This window comes from Duganella sp. GW821-FHT01E12 (assembly GCF_059422325.1).
Genome location: NZ_JBWKWR010000001.1, coordinates 1,104,011 through 1,121,949 on the forward strand (window position 1 = coordinate 1,104,011; position 17,939 = coordinate 1,121,949).

Annotated in this window: 16 protein-coding genes; 9 read left to right on the forward strand and 7 right to left on the reverse strand. The window is 65.4% G+C overall.

Going from position 1 to position 17,939, the window contains the following annotated elements; translation table 11 throughout:
• Positions 1-19: 19 nt before the first annotated feature.
• The 3 genes from AC07WS_RS04750 to AC07WS_RS04760 form a co-directional block, all read right to left on the reverse strand.
• On the reverse strand, positions 20-937 hold the full coding sequence (locus AC07WS_RS04750) for an SAM hydrolase/SAM-dependent halogenase family protein (protein WP_494727928.1): 918 nt from the start codon (positions 935-937) through the stop codon (positions 20-22).
• A 12-nt stretch (positions 938-949) separates the two neighbouring features.
• On the reverse strand, positions 950-3,427 hold the full coding sequence (locus AC07WS_RS04755) for a TonB-dependent receptor plug domain-containing protein (RefSeq protein ID WP_494727929.1): 2,478 nt from the start codon (positions 3,425-3,427) through the stop codon (positions 950-952).
• A gap of 93 nt (positions 3,428-3,520) precedes the next feature.
• Positions 3,521-5,026: a response regulator gene (locus AC07WS_RS04760; RefSeq protein ID WP_117014315.1), complete on the reverse strand. Its 1,506-nt coding sequence runs from the start codon at positions 5,024-5,026 to the stop codon at positions 3,521-3,523.
• A gap of 364 nt (positions 5,027-5,390) precedes the next feature.
• Between AC07WS_RS04760 and AC07WS_RS04765 the strand changes: the two genes are divergently transcribed.
• The gene (locus AC07WS_RS04765) at positions 5,391-6,410 is read left to right on the forward strand and encodes a PDDEXK nuclease domain-containing protein (protein WP_494727930.1); all 1,020 of its coding nucleotides are present in this window, start codon (positions 5,391-5,393) and stop codon (positions 6,408-6,410) included.
• A gap of 32 nt (positions 6,411-6,442) precedes the next feature.
• Here the strand turns inward: AC07WS_RS04765 and AC07WS_RS04770 are convergent, their stop codons facing one another.
• Positions 6,443-8,365 carry a PhoX family protein gene (locus AC07WS_RS04770; RefSeq protein ID WP_494727931.1) on the reverse strand — a complete coding sequence of 641 codons (1,923 nt, stop codon included), beginning with the start codon at positions 8,363-8,365 and terminating at the stop codon, positions 6,443-6,445.
• Positions 8,366-8,583: 218 nt separating this feature from the next.
• Here AC07WS_RS04770 and AC07WS_RS04775 point away from each other — a divergent pair, with 218 nt between their 5' ends.
• Complete coding sequence (locus tag AC07WS_RS04775; protein WP_494727932.1) at positions 8,584-9,075, forward strand: DUF3016 domain-containing protein; 492 nt, start codon at positions 8,584-8,586, stop codon at positions 9,073-9,075.
• Positions 9,076-9,084: 9 nt separating this feature from the next.
• Here the strand turns inward: AC07WS_RS04775 and AC07WS_RS04780 are convergent, their stop codons facing one another.
• The 3 genes from AC07WS_RS04780 to AC07WS_RS04790 all read right to left on the reverse strand — a co-directional run bounded on the left by AC07WS_RS04780 (position 9,085) and on the right by AC07WS_RS04790 (position 11,929).
• Positions 9,085-9,525, reverse strand: coding sequence for a thioesterase family protein (locus AC07WS_RS04780; protein WP_494727933.1), 441 nt, complete (start codon positions 9,523-9,525; stop codon positions 9,085-9,087).
• Entirely contained in the window at positions 9,525-10,223 is a 699-nt protein-coding gene (locus tag AC07WS_RS04785; RefSeq protein WP_494727934.1) for a dienelactone hydrolase family protein, read from the reverse strand. The genes AC07WS_RS04780 and AC07WS_RS04785 overlap by 1 nt, the downstream gene beginning before the upstream one ends.
• A gap of 77 nt (positions 10,224-10,300) precedes the next feature.
• Positions 10,301-11,929: a M28 family peptidase gene (locus AC07WS_RS04790; protein WP_494727935.1), complete on the reverse strand. Its 1,629-nt coding sequence runs from the start codon at positions 11,927-11,929 to the stop codon at positions 10,301-10,303.
• Between the two features lie 73 nt (positions 11,930-12,002).
• On the opposite strand from AC07WS_RS04790, the gene AC07WS_RS04795 reads away from it, so the two are divergent.
• From AC07WS_RS04795 to AC07WS_RS04825, 7 genes are all read left to right on the forward strand, one after another.
• Complete coding sequence (locus AC07WS_RS04795) at positions 12,003-12,809, forward strand: SDR family oxidoreductase (protein ID WP_494727936.1); 807 nt, start codon at positions 12,003-12,005, stop codon at positions 12,807-12,809.
• A gap of 143 nt (positions 12,810-12,952) precedes the next feature.
• Entirely contained in the window at positions 12,953-13,261 is a 309-nt protein-coding gene (locus tag AC07WS_RS04800; RefSeq protein WP_494727937.1) for a hypothetical protein, read from the forward strand.
• Between the two features lie 39 nt (positions 13,262-13,300).
• The gene (locus AC07WS_RS04805; protein ID WP_494727938.1) at positions 13,301-13,561 is read left to right on the forward strand and encodes a hypothetical protein; all 261 of its coding nucleotides are present in this window, start codon (positions 13,301-13,303) and stop codon (positions 13,559-13,561) included.
• Positions 13,562-13,922: 361 nt separating this feature from the next.
• Positions 13,923-14,582 carry a hypothetical protein gene (locus AC07WS_RS04810; protein ID WP_494727939.1) on the forward strand — a complete coding sequence of 220 codons (660 nt, stop codon included), beginning with the start codon at positions 13,923-13,925 and terminating at the stop codon, positions 14,580-14,582.
• 112 nt (positions 14,583-14,694) lie between these two features.
• A complete protein-coding gene (locus AC07WS_RS04815) occupies positions 14,695-15,003 on the forward strand; it encodes a hypothetical protein (protein ID WP_494727940.1) in 309 nt (102 codons plus the stop codon).
• A gap of 39 nt (positions 15,004-15,042) precedes the next feature.
• The gene (locus tag AC07WS_RS04820) at positions 15,043-15,288 is read left to right on the forward strand and encodes a hypothetical protein (RefSeq protein ID WP_494727941.1); all 246 of its coding nucleotides are present in this window, start codon (positions 15,043-15,045) and stop codon (positions 15,286-15,288) included.
• Between the two features lie 226 nt (positions 15,289-15,514).
• The gene (locus tag AC07WS_RS04825) at positions 15,515-17,752 is read left to right on the forward strand and encodes a DEAD/DEAH box helicase (protein WP_494727942.1); all 2,238 of its coding nucleotides are present in this window, start codon (positions 15,515-15,517) and stop codon (positions 17,750-17,752) included.
• Positions 17,753-17,939: the final 187 nt, after the last annotated feature.

Genomic DNA, 17,939 nt, shown 5'->3' on the forward strand with positions numbered 1-17,939 from the left:
CTGACCCCGCCGTACCGGGTTACTTGGATGCCTTGCTGATCTCCACTTCCCAATCCACGCCGGAATCGATGTGGTGCTGCTTGGCGTAGTTGCCCTGGCTGACGGCCACCGCCACGTCCAGCAGGCTGTTCAGGTAGACCAGCGGCTTGCCCTGCGCGACGCCGCCGAAGGTGTGCTCGAACGGCGCCACCACCTGGTCCACCTGCTTGCCCTTGTGCAGGATGCGCACCTGCACGCGCTCGTGCTCGCCGATGTTCAGTTCGTTGAACAGCGCTTTCGGGATGTTGGTCCAGACGTTGCCGTACTTGATGTCCAGCACAGGGATGATGCCGCGCACCACCTTGCCCTGGCGGACAGCCTTCTGGTACGGGATCTTCACCACCGATTCGCTCGGCAGCACCGGGCCGACCTGCTCGAAGCTGATCGCGCCCGAGGCCAGGCGAGCGCCGACGTAGGCGTACACGTCGCGGCCGTGGAAGGTGTAGGACTCGCCGGAGCCGGCCAGGCGGTTGACCTTCTCGTCGATCTCGCGCAGCTCGGCCACGCCGTCGCGCTCGGCGATCAGCGTGAACAGGCCGTTGTCGGGGCCGACGAAGTAGCGGCCCTCCCTGGTCTTGAGCACCACCGACTTGCGCGCCGTGCCCACGCCCGGATCGACCACGGCCACGAACACGCTGCCCTGCGGCCAGTAGTTGGCGGTCTGGTACAGGCGGTAGGCGCCCAGCCAGATGTCGTAGTCGGGGATGTTGTGGGTCAGGTCGGACACGCTCAGCTTGGGATCGACGCCGAAGGCCACGCCGTGCATGGCGGAGACGGCGCCGTCCGAGGTGCCGAAGTCGGTCAGCAGCACCAGGGCGTTGCTGGCTTGGGCTTGCACGGCCATCAGCGAGCTGAGGCAGACGGCGGCGAACAGGGTGGAGATGCGGTTGAGCTTCATGGGTTCCTCAGCTTAGAAGGTGTAGCGCAGGCGGCCGTAGAAATACGCGCCGTTGACGCCGATCGGGTTGATGAAGTTGTACGGCAGCGCGCCGCCGTAGGTGGCGTTGTTGGTCTGGCGCACGCGCTCCGGATAGCGGTCGAGCAGGTTGTCGCCGCCGACCGCCACGGTCAGTTGCTTGCTCAGCTTGTACTGCGCCTCCAGGTCCACCGACCACACCGCGCCGAACGCTTGCGCGTGCACGCCGTCGTCGAGCGGCGCCTCGCTGTCGTACGAGAAGTCCTTGAGCGGGCCGAAGCGCGTGGCGCGCGCCAGCACGCTCCAGCGCGCGGCCTGCCAGTCGGCGCTCAGCACCAGCTTGCTGGTGGGCGAGGCGTGGCGGATGCGGTACAGGCTGGCGTCGGTCAGCAAGGTCAGCGACGGATCGATGGCGGCCAGCGCGGCCGAGCCCTGGCGCACGCGGTCCAGGCGGGTCTTGTTCAGGTTGAGCGCGGCGTTCAGGTCCAGCTTGCCGCCGGCGAAGGCCAGGTCGTGGTTGAGCACCGCGTCCAGGCCGGTGGTGCTGGTGTCGAGCAGGTTGGCCAGGTAGGCCACCGACTGGATGTCGCCGCGGCCGATGCCGGCCAGGTAGGCGGTGGCGGCGTCGCTTTGCAGGTCGCTGCTGCGGGTGATGCGGTCGCGGATCTTGATGCGGTAGGCGTCCAGCGTGAAGCTGGTGTTGCGCTGCGGACGCCATGCCAGGCCCAGCGACAGGTTGGTGGATTTCTCGGGCTTCAGTGCCTCGGCGCCGAAGCTGCGCGCCAGCGGATCGCTGGCCGGCAGCAGCGAGGCGGTCTGCAGGCCGCTGCCGTCGCTGTTGAAGTTGAGCGTGGAGAAGCGGAAGCCGGTCTGCACCAGCGCCGGCGCGCGGAAGCTGTTGGACAGCGAGCCGCGCAGCAGGAAGGACTCGCTGAGCTTGTAGCGCGCCGACAGCTTGCCGGTGCTGGCGCTGCCGAAATCGCTGTAGTGCGCGTAGCGGGCGGCCGCGCCCAGCAGCAGGCGGCTGGTGAGGTCGGTTTCGGCGTCGGCGTATACCGAGCGGATAGCCCGGCCGCCGTCGAAGGCGTCCTGCGGGCGCAGGCCGGGGCCGGCCTGCGCGCCCGGCGGCGCGTCCGTGACGGGGCCTGCCGCGTAGGAGGCGGCGTCGCCCGGCGAGCTGCGGTAGGTCTCGTGCATGACCTCGGCGCCCAGCGCCAGGTTGAGCGGCGCCCCAAGGCCCAGGTCGAGCTCGCGCGTGAGGTCGGCGTTGAGCGCGTTCTGGCGGAAGTCGAAGCCGGCCAGGTGGAAGCTGGTCGGGCTTTGCGCGCCCAGCGAGGCGTTGGCCGAGTGGTCGAGGTCGTAGCGGAACAGGTTGGCGCCGTGGCGGGCGCTCAGGTCCCAGTTCCAGCCGGCGCGGGTGAAGCGCGCGCCGGCCACCAGGCTGACGTCGCTCATGTCGCCCTTGGTCACCGGACGGTAGCCGGCCGGGTACAGCGCCGGCACATTGGACGGGTCGCCCGGATAGCGGAAGTAGGCGCTGCCGTCGGACTTGCGCTGGTTGACGGTGGCGAAGGAATAGGCGTCGACGCCGCCGGCCAGCGGCAGCAGGGCGTTGTAGAACAGGTAGTTGTTGTTCTGGTGCGAGTCGCCGGACTTGAACACCACCTTGCCGTCCAGCGCCAGGTCGGCCGGCGTGGAATTCCACGAGGTCCAGCCGGCGTCGCTGAAGCCGGCGCGCTGGGTCGGCGCGCGGCTGCGGGTGTCGAAGCCGAAGCGCAGGAAGCCGGCGTCGCCCAGCGGTACGCCGTAGTCGGCGCTGGCGGTCTTGGTCTGGCCGTCGGTCTTGGTCTCGTTGGTGGGCTGGAAGTCGGTGTGGTTGGCGCCGTAGCCGAGCGCGGCCGAGCCGCCGCTGCGGGCGTTCTTGAGCACGATGTTGATGACGCCGGCCACGGCGTCGCTGCCGTACTGGGCGCCGGCGCCGTCGCGCAGGATCTCGATGTGGTCGATGGCGCCGGGCGGGATGGCGTTGATGTCGACCGGCACGGTGCCGGCGAAGCTGCTCTCGGTGTCGAGCACGGCGCTGGCGTGGCGGCGCTTGCCGTTGATCAGCACCAGCACCTGGTCCGGCGCCAGGCCGCGCAGCTGCACGCCGCGCACCGAGTCGGAGGCGCCGCTCGATTCGATGCGCGGGAAGTTGATCGACGGCGCCAGGTTCTGCAGGGCCGCGCCCAGTTCGCCGCTGGCCAGCGCGTTCTCCACCTCGCGCGCGCCGAAGCGGTCGATCGGCACGGCGCTGTCGTACACGGTGCGGTTGCGCGCGCGCGAGCCGACCACGGTGACCTGGTCGATGGCCGCGTCGGCGGCCTGCTGCGCGTGCAGCTCGGACTGCGCTGTCAGCAGCAACGCGCAGGCGAGCACGCTGCGGCGCAAAGGCAATGGAGGGAGGGCGTGCGGACGCGGGGTGTGTGGCATCGTGGATTCCTTGCGTGGTCTGGACCGGACCACGATCTTAATGGCAAGGAATTCAGTTTAACAACAACCTATTGCGCATATGCTTATGTCGGTCTAGTCCGGGAAGCGCTCGTTGATGGCGACCGCCTTGTCGATGTTTTGGCACAGCAGGTCGACGTACAGCGGGTCGAGGTGATGGCCGGCCACTTCGCGCAGATGGGCCACCACCTGGTCGATCGGCCAGGCTTCCTTGTAGCAGCGCTTGTGCATCAGCGCGTCGAACACGTCGGCCACGGCGACGATGCGCGCGTACAGGTGGATGTCGTGGCCCTTGAGGCCTTGCGGATAGCCGCTGCCGTCGAACTTCTCGTGGTGCTGGTGGGCGATCACGGCGGCCGCCTTGAGGATGGGGCGCTGCGAGCCGTCCAGGATGGACAGGCCGACGGTCGGGTGCTGCTTCATGATCTCCCATTCGGCCGCGTCGAGCTTGCCCGGCTTGAGCAGCACCGCGTCCGGCGTGGCGATCTTGCCGATGTCGTGCATCGGCGCGGCGTGGCGCAGCACGGCGGTCTCGTCCTCCGGCATGCCGGAGGCCTGGGCCAGCAGGTGGCACACCTCGGACATGCGGCGCACGTGGTTGCCCGCCTCGTTGGAGCGCGACTCGACCACGTCGCCCAGGCGCAGGATCAGCTCGGCCTGGGTATCGGTGATCTCCTGGGTCAGCAAAATATTATCGAAGGCGATCGCGACGCCGGAGCAGAACACTTCCAGCAGCTTGGTGTCGATCTCGGAGATTTCGTCGACGCCCTTGAGCACCAGCAGCGAGGCCTTGCCGCTGCTGTTGGGGAAGTAGCCGATGTAGGTGTCGCCCTCGACGCGCGAGATCTTGTTGCTCTTGGCGGCGTCGAGCTGGGCCAGCACGTCGGGGCTGAGCAGGGTGCCGTCCTCGTCGCCGATCTGGGCCAGGATCTCGTAGTCGTTCTCGCCGGTGATGGCGGTGGCGCCGCGCAGGCGCAGCAGCATGCTGTGCTCGAGCCGCAGCAGCGCCACCACCTGCTGCAGCAGGCCGTTGGCGAAGTCCTTCAGGTTGCGCTGCTGGAAGATGTGGGCCGAGGCGGCGATCACGCGCTCCAGGCCCTCGCGGTAGTTGAGCTGCTGGCGGCGGGCCTCCTCGACCTTCATGATGTCGCGGTAGGCGCGCAGCGCGGCGAAGGTGGTGGTGAACAGCTTGGTGCGGTCGAGCTCGGTCTTTTCCTTGTAGTCGTTGATGTCGTAGTTGACGATCACGCGCTCCTCGGGGGCCTGGCCGGGCTGGCCGGTGCGCAGCACGATGCGGGTGAACTGGTTGTCGAGGTCCTCGCGCATCCAGCGCGCCACTTCCAGGCCGCTGTCCTCTTTTTCCATCACGACGTCGAGGAACACCAGGGCCACGTCGGCCTCGCGCGCCAGCACCTCCTTGGCCTCGGCGCCGCTGTAGGCGTGCACGAAACTGAGGGCGCGGCCGTCGAGACGGAAGCGGCTCAGGGTCAGCTTCGTGATGTCGTGGATGTCCGGTTCGTCGTCGACCAACAGGACTTTCCAGGGCGCTAGCTTAGGCGAGGCAGCAGACAAAAAAGACATAGGGACGAGTTCCGCAAAATGGCACTACTGAATGAGTTTTTCGATTGTAGTCTTACCCAAAGATATTAACAACAGGCAACAAAAATTCCTGTTGCTTTGCACAACACTCCCGTGATGTCCGCGGGCGGTCTTATTGTACGGCGCGTTGTTCGGCGGCGGCGCAGCGTTAGTCTTCTGTAACGCCTTTGTGCAACCGAAACAATACTTCGTTTTTGGCAATATTGCTATCTCTGTGAGAAATATTTTATCGGGGTGTGCAACAAGCCGGCGGCGGGGCATGCTGCGCTTACTTTGACGCCGGTCCAAAGGCGCGCAAGTAATGGGGGCTACGATTTAAGCATCCTCATGTCCGGAGCGCGAAAACATGCTAATCGCCAACTATGCCGACATCCACACGCAGATCGTCGAATTGCTGGAATCCTCGCGCCGGGCCGCCGCGCGCAGCGTGAATGCCCTGATGACCGCGGCTTATTGGGAAATAGGACGGAGGATTGTCGAGTGCGAGCAGGAGGGGGCGAACCGCGCCGCGTATGGCGACGAACTCATGTTGCGCCTTTCGGCCGATCTTGGCAGCCGCTTTGGTCGTGGTTTCAGCAGGCAAAATCTGCAGCAAATGCGTAATTTTTATTTATTCTGGCCGGAAATTCACCAGACGGTGTCTGGCAAATTCACTTTGCCCTGGTCCGCCTATGTGCGCCTGATGTCCGTCAAGACCGCCGACGCCAGATTGTTCTACGAAACGGAGGCGCTGCGTGGTGGCTGGTCGGTTCGGCAGTTGGACCGTCAGGTGAACAGCCAGTTTTATGAGCGCACCGTGCTTTCCAGGAATCAGGCCAAGATGCTGGCGCAGGGCGCCCAGCCGCAAGCGGACGATGTCCTCACGCCGGAACAGGCGATCAAAGACCCCTTCGTGCTGGAGTTCCTCGATTTGAAGGACGAATATTCTGAGTCCGATCTGGAGGACGCCCTGATCCAGCACATGGCCGACTTCCTGCTGGAACTGGGCGACGATTTCGCCTTCGTCGGCCGCCAGCGCCGCCTGCGGCTCGACGACACCTGGTTCCGCATCGACCTGCTGTTTTTCCATCGCCGCCTGAAGTGCCTGGTGGTGATCGATCTGAAGACCGGCAAGTTCGGCGCTGGCGATGCCGGCCAGATGCACCTCTATCTGAACTACGCCCGCGAGCACTGGACCAAGCCGGAAGAAAATCCGCCGGTGGGCCTGATACTGTGCGCAGCCAAGGGCGCGGCCGAGGCGCGCTATGCGCTCGACAGCCTGCCCAACAAAATCATCGCCGCCGAATACCAGATGCTGCTGCCCGACGAGCGCCTGCTGGTCGCCCGGCTTGAGCGCTGGACGCAAAAAAGCCCGCAAGGAGCGTGACGCTCGTTGCGGGCCGGGACAGCTGGGGTGACTTAGTTCAGCGTCGGGAAACCGGTCAGGTAGCCGACGGCGGCGCCGAAGCGGTCGCGGTAGTTGGCGCGGATCAGCGGGTCCAGCGTAGGCTGCACCTTGCCGTGCAGCGCCGCTTCCCAGTCGCCCGGATGCTGGAAGTTGCTCATGATGTAGGCGAAGCCGTTCATGTCGTCGACCGCGTGCAGGCCGGTCGACTCCGCGCCGGCCGGCGTCGACAGCACGCGCGTGAGCGCCTTGGTGTCGACGTTGTAGGCCCACAGGAAGTTGTTGACGTGCAGGCCGCTGTCCTCGCCGATGAACAGGGTGCGCAGCTTTTCCGAGAACTTGATGTTGTCCGGATTGGCGATCTTGTCCGGATTGGCCAGGTTGCCCAGCGCGTCGGGCGTGGCCAGGTCCTCGCCGACCAGCGCCGGCACGGCGGCCATGTCGACCGGCACCCATTCGCTATTGATGGCGGCGCCGCTGTCGTCCACCTGCCCGGCCTTCAGGTTCAGCGCGTACACGATGCCGGCGCTCGGGCCCTGGATCTTGATGCCGCCGGAACCGTCCTTCATGGCGCCGTTGATGTAGCTCATCGCCGAGTAGGCGATCTTGTCCTTGGCGTTGACGGTCGTGCCCTCCATCTTGGTGAAGCCCATGCTGCCGCCCTTGAACGCGGCGTAGCGGTGGGTCTCGAGGAAGGCCGCGGCCTTTTCCTTGCCCGGCACGATTTTGATCCAGTTGGTCTTGCCGCTGAACGGGATCTTGGTGTACGTGGCGTCCGATGGATCGCTGGTCTTGACGCTGAGGATGTCGGCCGCCTTGAGCGAATCGGCCAGGGCCTTGATCTCGGCGCTGGTGGCGCTGCCCAGCTTGATCCACGACAGCGTGGCCGAGCCGCCGTTCTCGGCGGTCTTCTGCGCCCACTTGGCCACGTACAGGGTGCCGCTCGACAGGTCCTGCGCCTTGTCGGCCACGAACATGAACAGGCCGCCGTTGGTGGCGTCGTCGCCCATCAGCGCGGTGCGCTCGTCCGGCATCACCTGCACCAGTTCGTGCGAGATGCGGCCCATGCAGTAGTGCTTCTTGATGCTGCCGGTGCCGTCCGGGTTGACGGTGATTTCCGGCATGTGGCCGTAGTGGTAGGGGTTGGCCTTGGTGGCGTCGCCGAACAGGTTGGTGCTGAAGTTGGCGAACTGGGTGTTCTTGTCGATGCTGGTCGCGTCCGGCTCGTATTCCTCGCTCGACAGGTGGGTGTTCCACGGCGAGCGGCTGGCGCCGCAGGTGATCCACAGGCCGTTGACGCCGGCGGTGTTGACGTTGTGGTACTTGACCAGCGACAGCGCGCCGGTGGTCTTGTCCTGGTCCAGCGTCAGCACGGCGATCGGCGACGGCAGCATGCCGTACATCGAGTCGCCCTTGACGTTGCGGGTGGTGTATTCGAACTGCACCACGGCGAACACGGTGTTGCCCTTGACGCCGGCCACGGTGGGCGCGGCCAGCTTGAGCAGCGAGGTGCCGTCCGGGCAGTCCGAGAAGAACTGGCGGCCGCCGGCGTCGGTCTTGTCGACGATGGGCTGGTTGTTGATGTCGTAGTAGCCGCCGGCCAGGATGGTGCCGCCGCTGCCGTTGGGCACGTTGGCGCCGGTGATGAAGAAGGTCTGGTAGGCCAGCGAGTAGGGCTGGGTCTTGCCGTCGGAATAGCTCAGGTTCAGCGTCGAGCCGACCGTGGTGGTGGCCATGGCGGCGGCGTTGGCCAGCGATGGCGCGGCCATGCCGGTGAAGGTGACGGACAGCAGTTGCGGTGCTTGCGCGGCGGTGTCGCCGCCGCCGCAGGCCGACAGCAGGGCGGCGGTCGCGCTGCCGCCTGCCAGCGGCAACAGCGGCGCGCTGGACAGGAACTTGAGGATGCTGCGGCGGGACAGATCGAGGGACTCGGTCATGGGGAAATCCTGTTGTAGTTGTGGCCATTCCATGTGCCGGCGCCGGGCGCGGCATCATGCGAGGTGGTGGCTGCACCTCGACGGGCGTAATATTAAGGATTTGATATGACAGGGGCGTGACATGGGGCCCAAGTAAGTTTGGTAACAAAGCGCTTCAAACGAGGCCCGCGCCGGCGAAAAAGGCTATATTGAAAGCATCAACCGTGAAGGAGAAGCAAATGCGAGTACTCACCCGTACCATGCTGGCCGCCTCGCTGGCGCTGCTGGCCGGCGCAGCCTGGGCCGATGTCAGCGTCAGCTATGTCAAGCCGGAAGACTTTACCGACGTGCCGCGCAACGCCATCGACCGCGAGCGCGTGCTGAAGGATTTCAGCGACTACTTCGCCACGCTCAACGCCAAGCTGCCGGCCGGGCAGAACCTGAAGATCGAGGTGCTGGACATCGACCTGGCCGGCCGCATGTGGCCGCGCCGTAACGGCGGCGACGATATCCGCGTGCTCAACGGCGGCGCCGACTGGCCGCGCATGCATCTGCGCTACACGCTGGAGCAGGACGGCAAGGTGCTGCGCAGCGGCGACGAGCAGGTGTCGAACATGAACTACATGCAGGGCATCAGCCGCTACAACGACAGCGACACGCTGCGCTACGAGAAGCAGATGCTGGACGACTGGTTCAACAAGGCCATCGTGCCGAAGGTGGCCAAGCGCTGACGCGCCGGGTCAGATGCGGTTGACCTTGGGGAACTTGGCCAGGAATTCGGGCGCCATCGGCGTCACCTGGCCGCTCTGGTAGTTGAAGAACACGAAGCCGGACTTGGCCATCGCCACCAGCTTGCCGTCCCTGGGGCGGGTCACGCGGAAGGTGATGTCGCCGCCATACTGGTTGAAGTCCATCACGCCGATCTCGAACAGCAGCTGGTCGCGCGCGTGGGCCTCGGCCTTGTAGGTGGTGGCCAGGTCGGTGACGATGATGCCGACGCCGTCGCTGCCGGTCTCCTGCACCCCGAACTGGTACAGGAAGCGGGCGCGCGCCTCGGAGATCATCGAGATCATCGAGTCGTTGCCCAGGTGGTTGGCGCCGTTGATGTCGGTCACGCGCACCGTCAGCTGGGTCGAGTAATAATATTGGTCCTCGGGGAAGGCCAGCGTCAGGCGGGCCATTACAGCTGCTCGCCGAGGAACAGCAGCGTGTTGCCGTGCGCCTGGGCCGCCGCGCGCTGGTGGTAGGACGCGCGGTGGTTGCAGTTGAAGCCGTGCTCGGCGCCCGGGTACACATGGATCTCGACCTGCTCGTTGTCGCCGAAGCGCTCGGCGATGCTTTGCACGGCGGCCGGCGGGATGTGGCTGTCGGCGCCGCCGAAGTGCATCAGCATCGGCACCGTGATCTGGCTTGCGCGCTCGAGCGCGTTATGGATGCCGCCGCCGTAGTAGCATACGGCCGCGTCCACCAGGCCGTTGGCGGCCGTGTGGTAGGACAGCCGGCCGCCGTAGCAGAAGCCGATCGACACGATCTGGTCGCCCACGCCGTCCAGCGCGCGCAGCGCCTTGGCGGTGGCGGCGATGTCCGACTGCGCCAGCGCGAAGTCGTTGGCGTTCATCAGGGCGACGGCGCGCTTCCAGTCGGCGTCCTCGTAGCCCAGCTCGATGCGCGCGCCGTGGCGCCAGAACAGGTCCGGCGCGATCACCACGTAGCCGTCGGCCGCGTACTGGTCGGCGACGTTGCGGATGTGCTGGTTGACGCCGAAGATCTCCTGCAGCAGCACGATGCCCGGCCCCTTGCCGCCGCGCGGCAGCGAGACGTAGGCGCCGAAGCTGCCGTCGGCGGTGGCGATGTCGATCCAGTGGCTGTTGGTTTCCATGATGTTCCTTGTGCGGTGGTTCTGGGGAGCGGCCATCCTACCCTGTTTTGCGCGGCGCCGCAGCGCGGCCGTGCGTTCTAGCGCTTGACCTTGCCGAAGGCGTCGCCCGCCTTCCAGCTTTGCATGGCCGGCGCGTTGCCGACCGCGTAGCCGAGGTTGAGCGTGAACTGCGCCTGCTGCACCATGCCCGACAAGTCCCAGTCGGCGTGGTATTCGTCCGTGACCTGGTGGTAGTCCTGCTTGAACGCGACCAGGCGCGCGGCCGACCGCGCCGGGTCCTTGACGAACTCGAAGTGGCCGTCGCCGGAGAACACCGCCGAGCCGACGTTGAACGCCGGCACGCCGGCCTTGGCGAAGTTGAAGTGGTCGGCGCGGAAGTAGGCGCCGGACAGGTCGGGGATGGCCGGCGCCAGCTTCAGCCCCATCTTGCGGGCCACGCCTTGCGCCGCCTCGTACAGGCTGCTGCGCTCGGCGCCGGCGACGCCGATATCGCGCGTGAGGCCGACGAAGTTCATGCTGTCCAGATTGAGGTCGGCCGTGGTCTGCGCCAGCGGCCAGGCCGGATTCTGCACATAGGCCGCGCTGCCCAGCAGGCCCTGCTCCTCGGCGGCCGGCCACAGGAAGACCTGGGTGCGCCTGGCCGGATGCTTGACCGCCTCGGCCGCCATCGCCAGCAGGGCGGCGGCGCCGGAGGCGTTGTCGATGGCGCCGTTCCAGGTATGGTCGCCGCGGTCGTCGCGGCGCACGCCTTCGTCCATGCCCAGGTGGTCCCAGTGGGCCGAGTAGACCACCGCCTGCGCTTTCAGCTTGGCGTCGCTGCCCGGCACGATGCCGGCCACGTTGAACTGCTCGATCTGGCGGATCGCGCTGTGCACCTCGGCGTGCACGCTGGTCTTCAGGTCGACCGGGCGGAAGGCGCGGGTTTCGGCCTGGGCGCGCAGCGCGTCGAGATCGAAGCCGGCGGCCTTGAACAGGGCGCGCGCGGTGTCCTCCTGCAGCCAGCCTTCGACCGGGTTGCCGGCGCCGGCCAGGTGGAAGCGCTCGTGACTGAAGCCGTTGGCCGGCACGCTCCACGGGTAGGACGCGGACGGCGTGGTGTGGATCAGCAGCACGCCGGCCGCGCCCTGGCGCACCGCCTCCTCGTACTTGTACAGCCAGCGGCCGTAGTAGGTATAGGCCTTGCCGGCGAAGCGGTTCGGTTCCTCGGTGGTGGGCTGCGGATCGTTGACCATCATGACCAGCAGCTTGCCCTTCATGTCGACGCCCTTGTAGTCGTCCCACTTTTCCTCCGGCGCGATGGCGCCGTAACCGACGAACACCAGCGGCGCGTCGATGGTCAGGTCGGCCTTGCCGGCGGCGGTGCCGAACACGATCTCGCTGCCGTTCCTGGGCGTGATGCTTTGGCCGTTGGCGTCGAAGCGCACGAAGCTGCGCTCCAGCAGCTTCGTGCCCTCGATCTTGACCGGCATGCGGTAGCCGCCGCCGGCCAGCGGCTTGAGGCCGATGACGGCGGCCTGCGTCTCCAGATAGCGCACCGCCAGGTCGCCACCGCGCTGGCCCGTGCCGCGGCCCTCGAACAGGTCGTCGGCCAGGAAGGACAGGTGGGCGCGCAGCGGCGCCTCCGTCAGCAGCGGCGCCTGCTGGGCGGCGGCGTGCAGGGAGGCCAGACCGAGGCCGGCGGCGATGGCAAGTACTGGAAGACGCATATTTACTCCGTAATGTGTGATTCGGTGCAGAAGCGGGCTATCTTACTGTACTTGCCAAAATAAAGGAGAGCCTATGAAAGTCATCATCATCACCGGGAGTTCGGACGGCATCGGCGCCGAGATGGCGCGCCAGCTGGCGCGCGGCCATGGCGGCGGCGTGGCGCTGGTGCTGGCGGCGCGCAACGCCACGGCGCTGGAACAGGTGGCCGCCGATTGCGCTGCGGCCGGCGCGCAGACGCTGGTGGTGCCGACCGACGTGTCGGTGCAGGCGCAGTGCGTGGCGCTGGTGGCGGCCTGCGTGGCGCGCTTCGGCCGCGTCGACGCCTTGATCAACAACGCCGGCCGTTCGGCGCACGCGCTGTTCGAGGAGGTGGCTGACCTGGCCTGGTACGAGGAGCTCATGAAGATCAACCTGTGGGGCAGCGTGTGGTGCACGCATGCGGCGCTGCCGTACCTGAAGCAGTCGCGCGGCAGCATCGTCGCGGTGTCGTCGCTGGCGGGGCTGGTGGGCGTGCCGGGACGCACGGCCTACGGCGCCACCAAGTTCGCCATGAGCGGCTTCTTCGAGGCCTTGCGCGCGGAACTGAAGGCGGCCGGCGTGAGCGTGACGATCGCCTATCCGGGCGTGGTGGCGACCCAGATACGCTATCGCGGCTTTAACGCGGCCGGCGGGGCGCTGGGCAGCAGCAGCCTGAAAGAGGACAAGGCGATGCCGGTGGAGGAGTGCGCGCGGCTGATCGTCGACGGCATGCAGGCGCGCCGGCGCGAGGTGGTGATGTCGGCCAAGGGCAAGCTGGGACGCTGGATGAAGCTGATCGCGCCCGGTCTGGTGGAGCGCATGGCGCTGGCGGCGCTCAAGGACGAGGTGAAACCGCATTGAGCGTGTTCGCGGCGAGTTGTAAGCGAGTGTAAGAGTCGGTAAGAGGTTGTAATGGTCGTCAACTGATCGATGGTCTGCGCCGTTTTTTGCTCATGCGACACGGGATAGTCCCGATGCCGAAACCCAGAAAAAGGAACTACATCATGACCAAAATTATCGCTTCCCTGATCGCCGGCCTGTTCGCAACCGCAGCATTCGCACAAGCGCCAGTCGCCGCCACCACCGCTCCAGCCGCCAAGCCGGCCGTGGTGAAAACCGAAGCGAAGACCGAAGTGAAAGCCGCCGAAGTCAAAGCCGCCGATGTCAAAACCGAAGCCAAGGCTGAAGCCAAGACCGAAGTGAAGACCGCGAAGACCAAGACGCATCACAAAGTCAAGGCAGACAAAGAACCCAAAGTCGCAGCGCCAGTCGCCGCTGCGAAAGTAGACACCAAAGTAGCAGCAGCCAAGTAATTCACTAAACCATATAAGCCATTTTAAAGGAATCACATCATGAAAAAAGTAATCGCCACCCTGATCGCCACCCTGTTCGCAGGCGCCGCATTCGCCCAGGCTCCAGCCGCTTCGGCCTCCGCAACCGTCGCCGCATCGACCCCGGCTCCAGCCGCTTCGGCGCCAGCATCGAGCGCACCGGCCAAGAAAGTGCATCACAAGAAGGCCAAGACCACCAAAGCCGCCAGCGCACCGGCAGCTTCGGCACCAGCGGCTTCGACCCCGGCGCCGGCAGCATCGGCTCCAGCAGCCAGCAAGTAATCCGCCGCTATCGCGGAACGCAGCGAGGCTTCGGCCGGAATGCCGCCCAGTTCACACTGGGCGGCATTTTTTTCGTTCATCCCAATCACGTCTCAGGCATATGCAGGGCGGGGTCTGTTTTTTCGGCTTTTACTAAAACGCGCTAACCACTACTACCCCATGCTAACCATCGATATTTCGTGAGACTCCGCGCTATTTTCGGAACTAAAAAATACTAATCGCCTCTAACGAATACAGGTCGAAAAAATTAGTAGCGATTAGCATTCGGCACGGCATTTTTAGTACGTGATAGCGCTGTGTAGTACAGGTTAGTAGTGGTTAGCAGCGCTTAGTAAAAACCGATTTTAGAGAGCCCCCCCCCATGCCTACCTCGCCCAAGATTAAGCCCACGTACAACCTCCAATTCCCAATCCGCGTACCTGACGACGTGCTGGTCGAGCTGGGCGAATTCACCGGCAATTTCTGGTCGGATTCCCTGGCGCAGGAGCCCTTCGTCATCGAAGCGATCCGCAATTACATCAATCCGCCGCCTGTCCCGCAACAGCCTGCGGCGGTGTCCGAGGCCGGATATCAATGGAAGCAGGTTTTTCTTCCCGAGGGCACCAGGCTGCGCGCCAGCTTCGGCAGCCAGCCCTATTTCGCCACGGTGGTTGGAGCGGAAATCAAATATGAAGGGCACACGGTATCGCCATCGTGCTTCGCGAATCTGCACGGTAGTGGCAACCGCAATGCGTGGAAAGCGGTGTGGCTGCGCCTCCCCGGCAGCAACGAATGGCTGCTGGCCGACGTTTGCCGCTCGGCGCGCAAAGCCGCGATAGCGCGTCTGCACGAGGGCGGCGCGCAGGCTGACAGCCGCCCGGCCGAAGGCGAACGCGCTCCGGCGCCGCCGCAACCGTCTGCGCGCCAGCCCGCAGCGCGCCATCTCCCAGCCAGTCAAACGTGGCCGCGATCAGCCGCAGGCGCTGAAGAACCAGGCGAAACCGCACTGAGAGTGTTTGCGGCGACTTGTAAGCGAGTGTAAGAGTCGGTAAGAGGTTGTAATGGTCGTCAACTGATCGATGGTCTGCGCCGTTTTTTGCTCATGCGACACGGGATAGTCCCGATGCCGAAACCCAGAAAAAGGAAATCACATCATGACCAAAATTATCGCTTCCCTGATCGCCGGCCTGTTCGCAACCGCAGCATTCGCACAAGCGCCAGTCGCCGCCACCACCGCTCCAGCCGCCAAGCCGGCCGTGGTGAAAACCGAAGCGAAGACCGAAGTGAAAGCCGCCGAAGTCAAAACCGCCGATGTCAAAACCGAAGCCAAGGCCGAAACCAAGACCGAAGTGAAGACCGCGAAGACCAAGACGCATCACAAAGTCAAGGCAGACAAAGAACCCAAAGTCGCAGCGCCAGTCGCCGCTGCGAAAGTAGACACCAAAGTAGCAGCAGCCAAGTAATTTAATAAACCATATAAACCAATTTAAAGGAAATACATCATGAAAAAAGTAATCGCCACCCTGATCGCCACCCTGTTCGCAGGCGCCGCATTCGCCCAGGCTCCAGCCGCTTCGGCACCAGCCACCGCCGCCGCATCGACCCCGGCCCCAGCCGCATCGGCACCGGCATCGAGCGCACCGGCCAAGAAAGTGCATCACAAGAAGGCCAAGACCACCAAAGCCGCCAGCGCACCGGCAGCTTCGACCCCGGCGCCCGCAGCATCGGCTCCAGCGGCCAGCAAGTAATCCGCATCCGCTAGCGCAGGACGTGCCGCCCCGGACCTCTGGCCTGGGCGGCGCAAGAAAAAGACAGGCTCCGGCCTGTCTTTTTTTTGGGGCCCGGCGAACGTCGCGCTTTTGCCGGCAAATGGCCGTTTTTGCCCAAAAACCGGCCCAAGGCGTCGATAGAGAGTAAACTACGCACAAATTTCTTTCGCAATTAGGCGATTCGAACATACTTGTGAGTGACGCCATGTCTGAAACCCCAACCTCCCCCATCACCCTTTTTTCCGATCTGAACCTCAGCGCGCCGTTGATCAAGGCCCTGAAGGAAGTCGGCTACGAGTCGCCGTCGCCCATCCAGGCCGCGACCATCCCGCTGCTGCTCGATAACCTGGACGTGCTGGGCCAGGCGCAGACCGGGACGGGGAAAACCGCCGCCTTCGCGCTGCCCATCCTGTCGCGCATCGATATCAAACAGACCACGCCGCAGGCGCTGGTGCTGGCGCCGACCCGCGAACTGGCGATCCAGGTCGCCGAGGCCTTCCAGACCTACGCCGGCCATATCCCCGGCTTCCACGTGCTGCCGATCTACGGCGGCCAAAGCTACGGCCCGCAGCTGTCGGCGCTGCGCCGCGGCGTGCACGTCGTCGTCGGCACGCCGGGCCGCGTCATCGATCACCTGGACAAGGGTTCGCTCGACCTGTCCAAGCTGAAAACGCTGGTGCTCGACGAAGCCGACGAGATGCTGCGCATGGGCTTTATCGACGACGTCGAACGCATCCTGCAAGAGACCCCGGAATCGCGCCAGACCGCGCTGTTCTCGGCGACCATGCCGTCGGCCATCCGCCGCATCGCCAACACCTATCTGCGCAATCCGAAGGAAATCACGGTCGCCGCCAAGACCGGCACCAATGAGAACATCCGCCAGCGTTACTGGCTGGTGTCCGGCATGCACAAGCTGGACGCGCTGACCCGCATCCTGGAAGCCGAGAACTTCGACGGTATGATCATCTTCTCGCGCACCAAGCTCGGTACCGAGGAGCTGGCGCAGAAGCTGCAGGCGCGCGGCTTCTCGGCCGCCGCCATCAACGGCGACATCCAGCAGGCGCAGCGCGAGCGCACCATCCAGCAGCTCAAGGACGGCAAGATCGACATCCTGGTGGCGACCGACGTCGCCGCGCGCGGCCTGGACGTGGAGCGCATCAGCCACGTGGTCAACTACGACGTGCCGCACGATCCGGAAAGCTACACCCACCGCATCGGCCGCACCGGCCGCGCGGGCCGCAGCGGCGAGGCGATCCTGTTCATCACCCCGCGCGAAAAAAACCTGCTCAAATCGATCGAGCGCGCCACCCGCCAGCCGATCGGCATGCTGGAGCTGCCGACCATCCAGGCCGTCAACGACGTGCGCATCGCCAAGTTCAAGTCGCAGATCAGCGAGACGCTGGCCCAGGGCGAGCTGGAACAGTTCCAGTCGCTGATCGAGGACTTCGAGCGCGAACAGAACATCCCGGCGATCGAGATCGCCGCCGCGCTGGCCAAGATGGCGCGCGGCGACGTGCCGCTGCTGCTGGACAAAAAGCAGCAAGTGGCCGCCGCCACCTGGGACGAGCGTCCGGGCCGTCAAGTGGGCTTCGAGCGCCATGACCGCAACGACCGCGGCGACCGTTTCGAGCGCACCGACCGCGCCGAACGCAGCGAACGTTTCCCGAAAAAGGAACGCATCGTGCGCGCCGCCGATCCCGGCATGCAGACCTTCCGCATCGAGGTGGGCTACCAGCACGGCGTCAAGCCGGGCAACATCGTCGGCGCCATCGCCAACGAGGGCGGCATCGACTCCAAGAACATCGGCCGCATCGAGATCTACGACGACTACAGCGTGCTCGATATGCCGGACAGCCTGACCGCCGACGTGCTCGAACACCTGGCCGGCATCAAGGTGGGCGGCCAGCAGCTGCGCATCAGCCGCGATAACGGCGACGCCGCGCCGTCGGCGCCGTCGGCAGCACCAGCGGCCCGTCCGGTGCCGGCCCGCGCGCCGGCCGCCGCCAAGGCTGCGCCGTCGTCCGCGCCGGCCGCCTCGCCGCTGGCCAAGGCCGCGCGCGTGGAACCGGTCGAGGTGGAAGAAGCCGCGCCGAAGAAGAAAAAGGAAAAGCCGGGCAAGGTCACGCTGCCGATGAGCGCCTTCCGCATCGAGGTGGGCAGCAACCACGCGGCCACGCCGTCCAACATCGTCGGCGCCATCGCCAACGAGGCGGGGCTGGAGGCCAAGCATATCGGCCGCATCGAAATCTTCGACACCTACAGCATGCTGGAGCTGCCGGACGGGATGCCGCCGGACCTGTTCAAGCACCTGGGCAAAGTGTGGGTCGGCGGCGCGCAGCTGAAGATCAGCCACGCCGAGCGCATGCCGCCGGAGTCCGGCAAATCGACGCCGCCTAAAAAGCCGGCGCCGGGCGCCAAGGACAAGTTCAAGAAGAAGTACTGATAACTCAAACGACAGGGCCGCAAGGCCCTGTTTTCATATGGGCCGCCTGCACGCGCACGGTGCGCCCGGCCGCCACCGTGCACCACAAGCACGCCTGGCCTGCGCGCCCGCTCCCTCGCCTTCATAGGAGAACGGCGGCTGGCCCGTTTATTGCATTCGATTAAGGGAAACCGACCAGTCGTTGAGT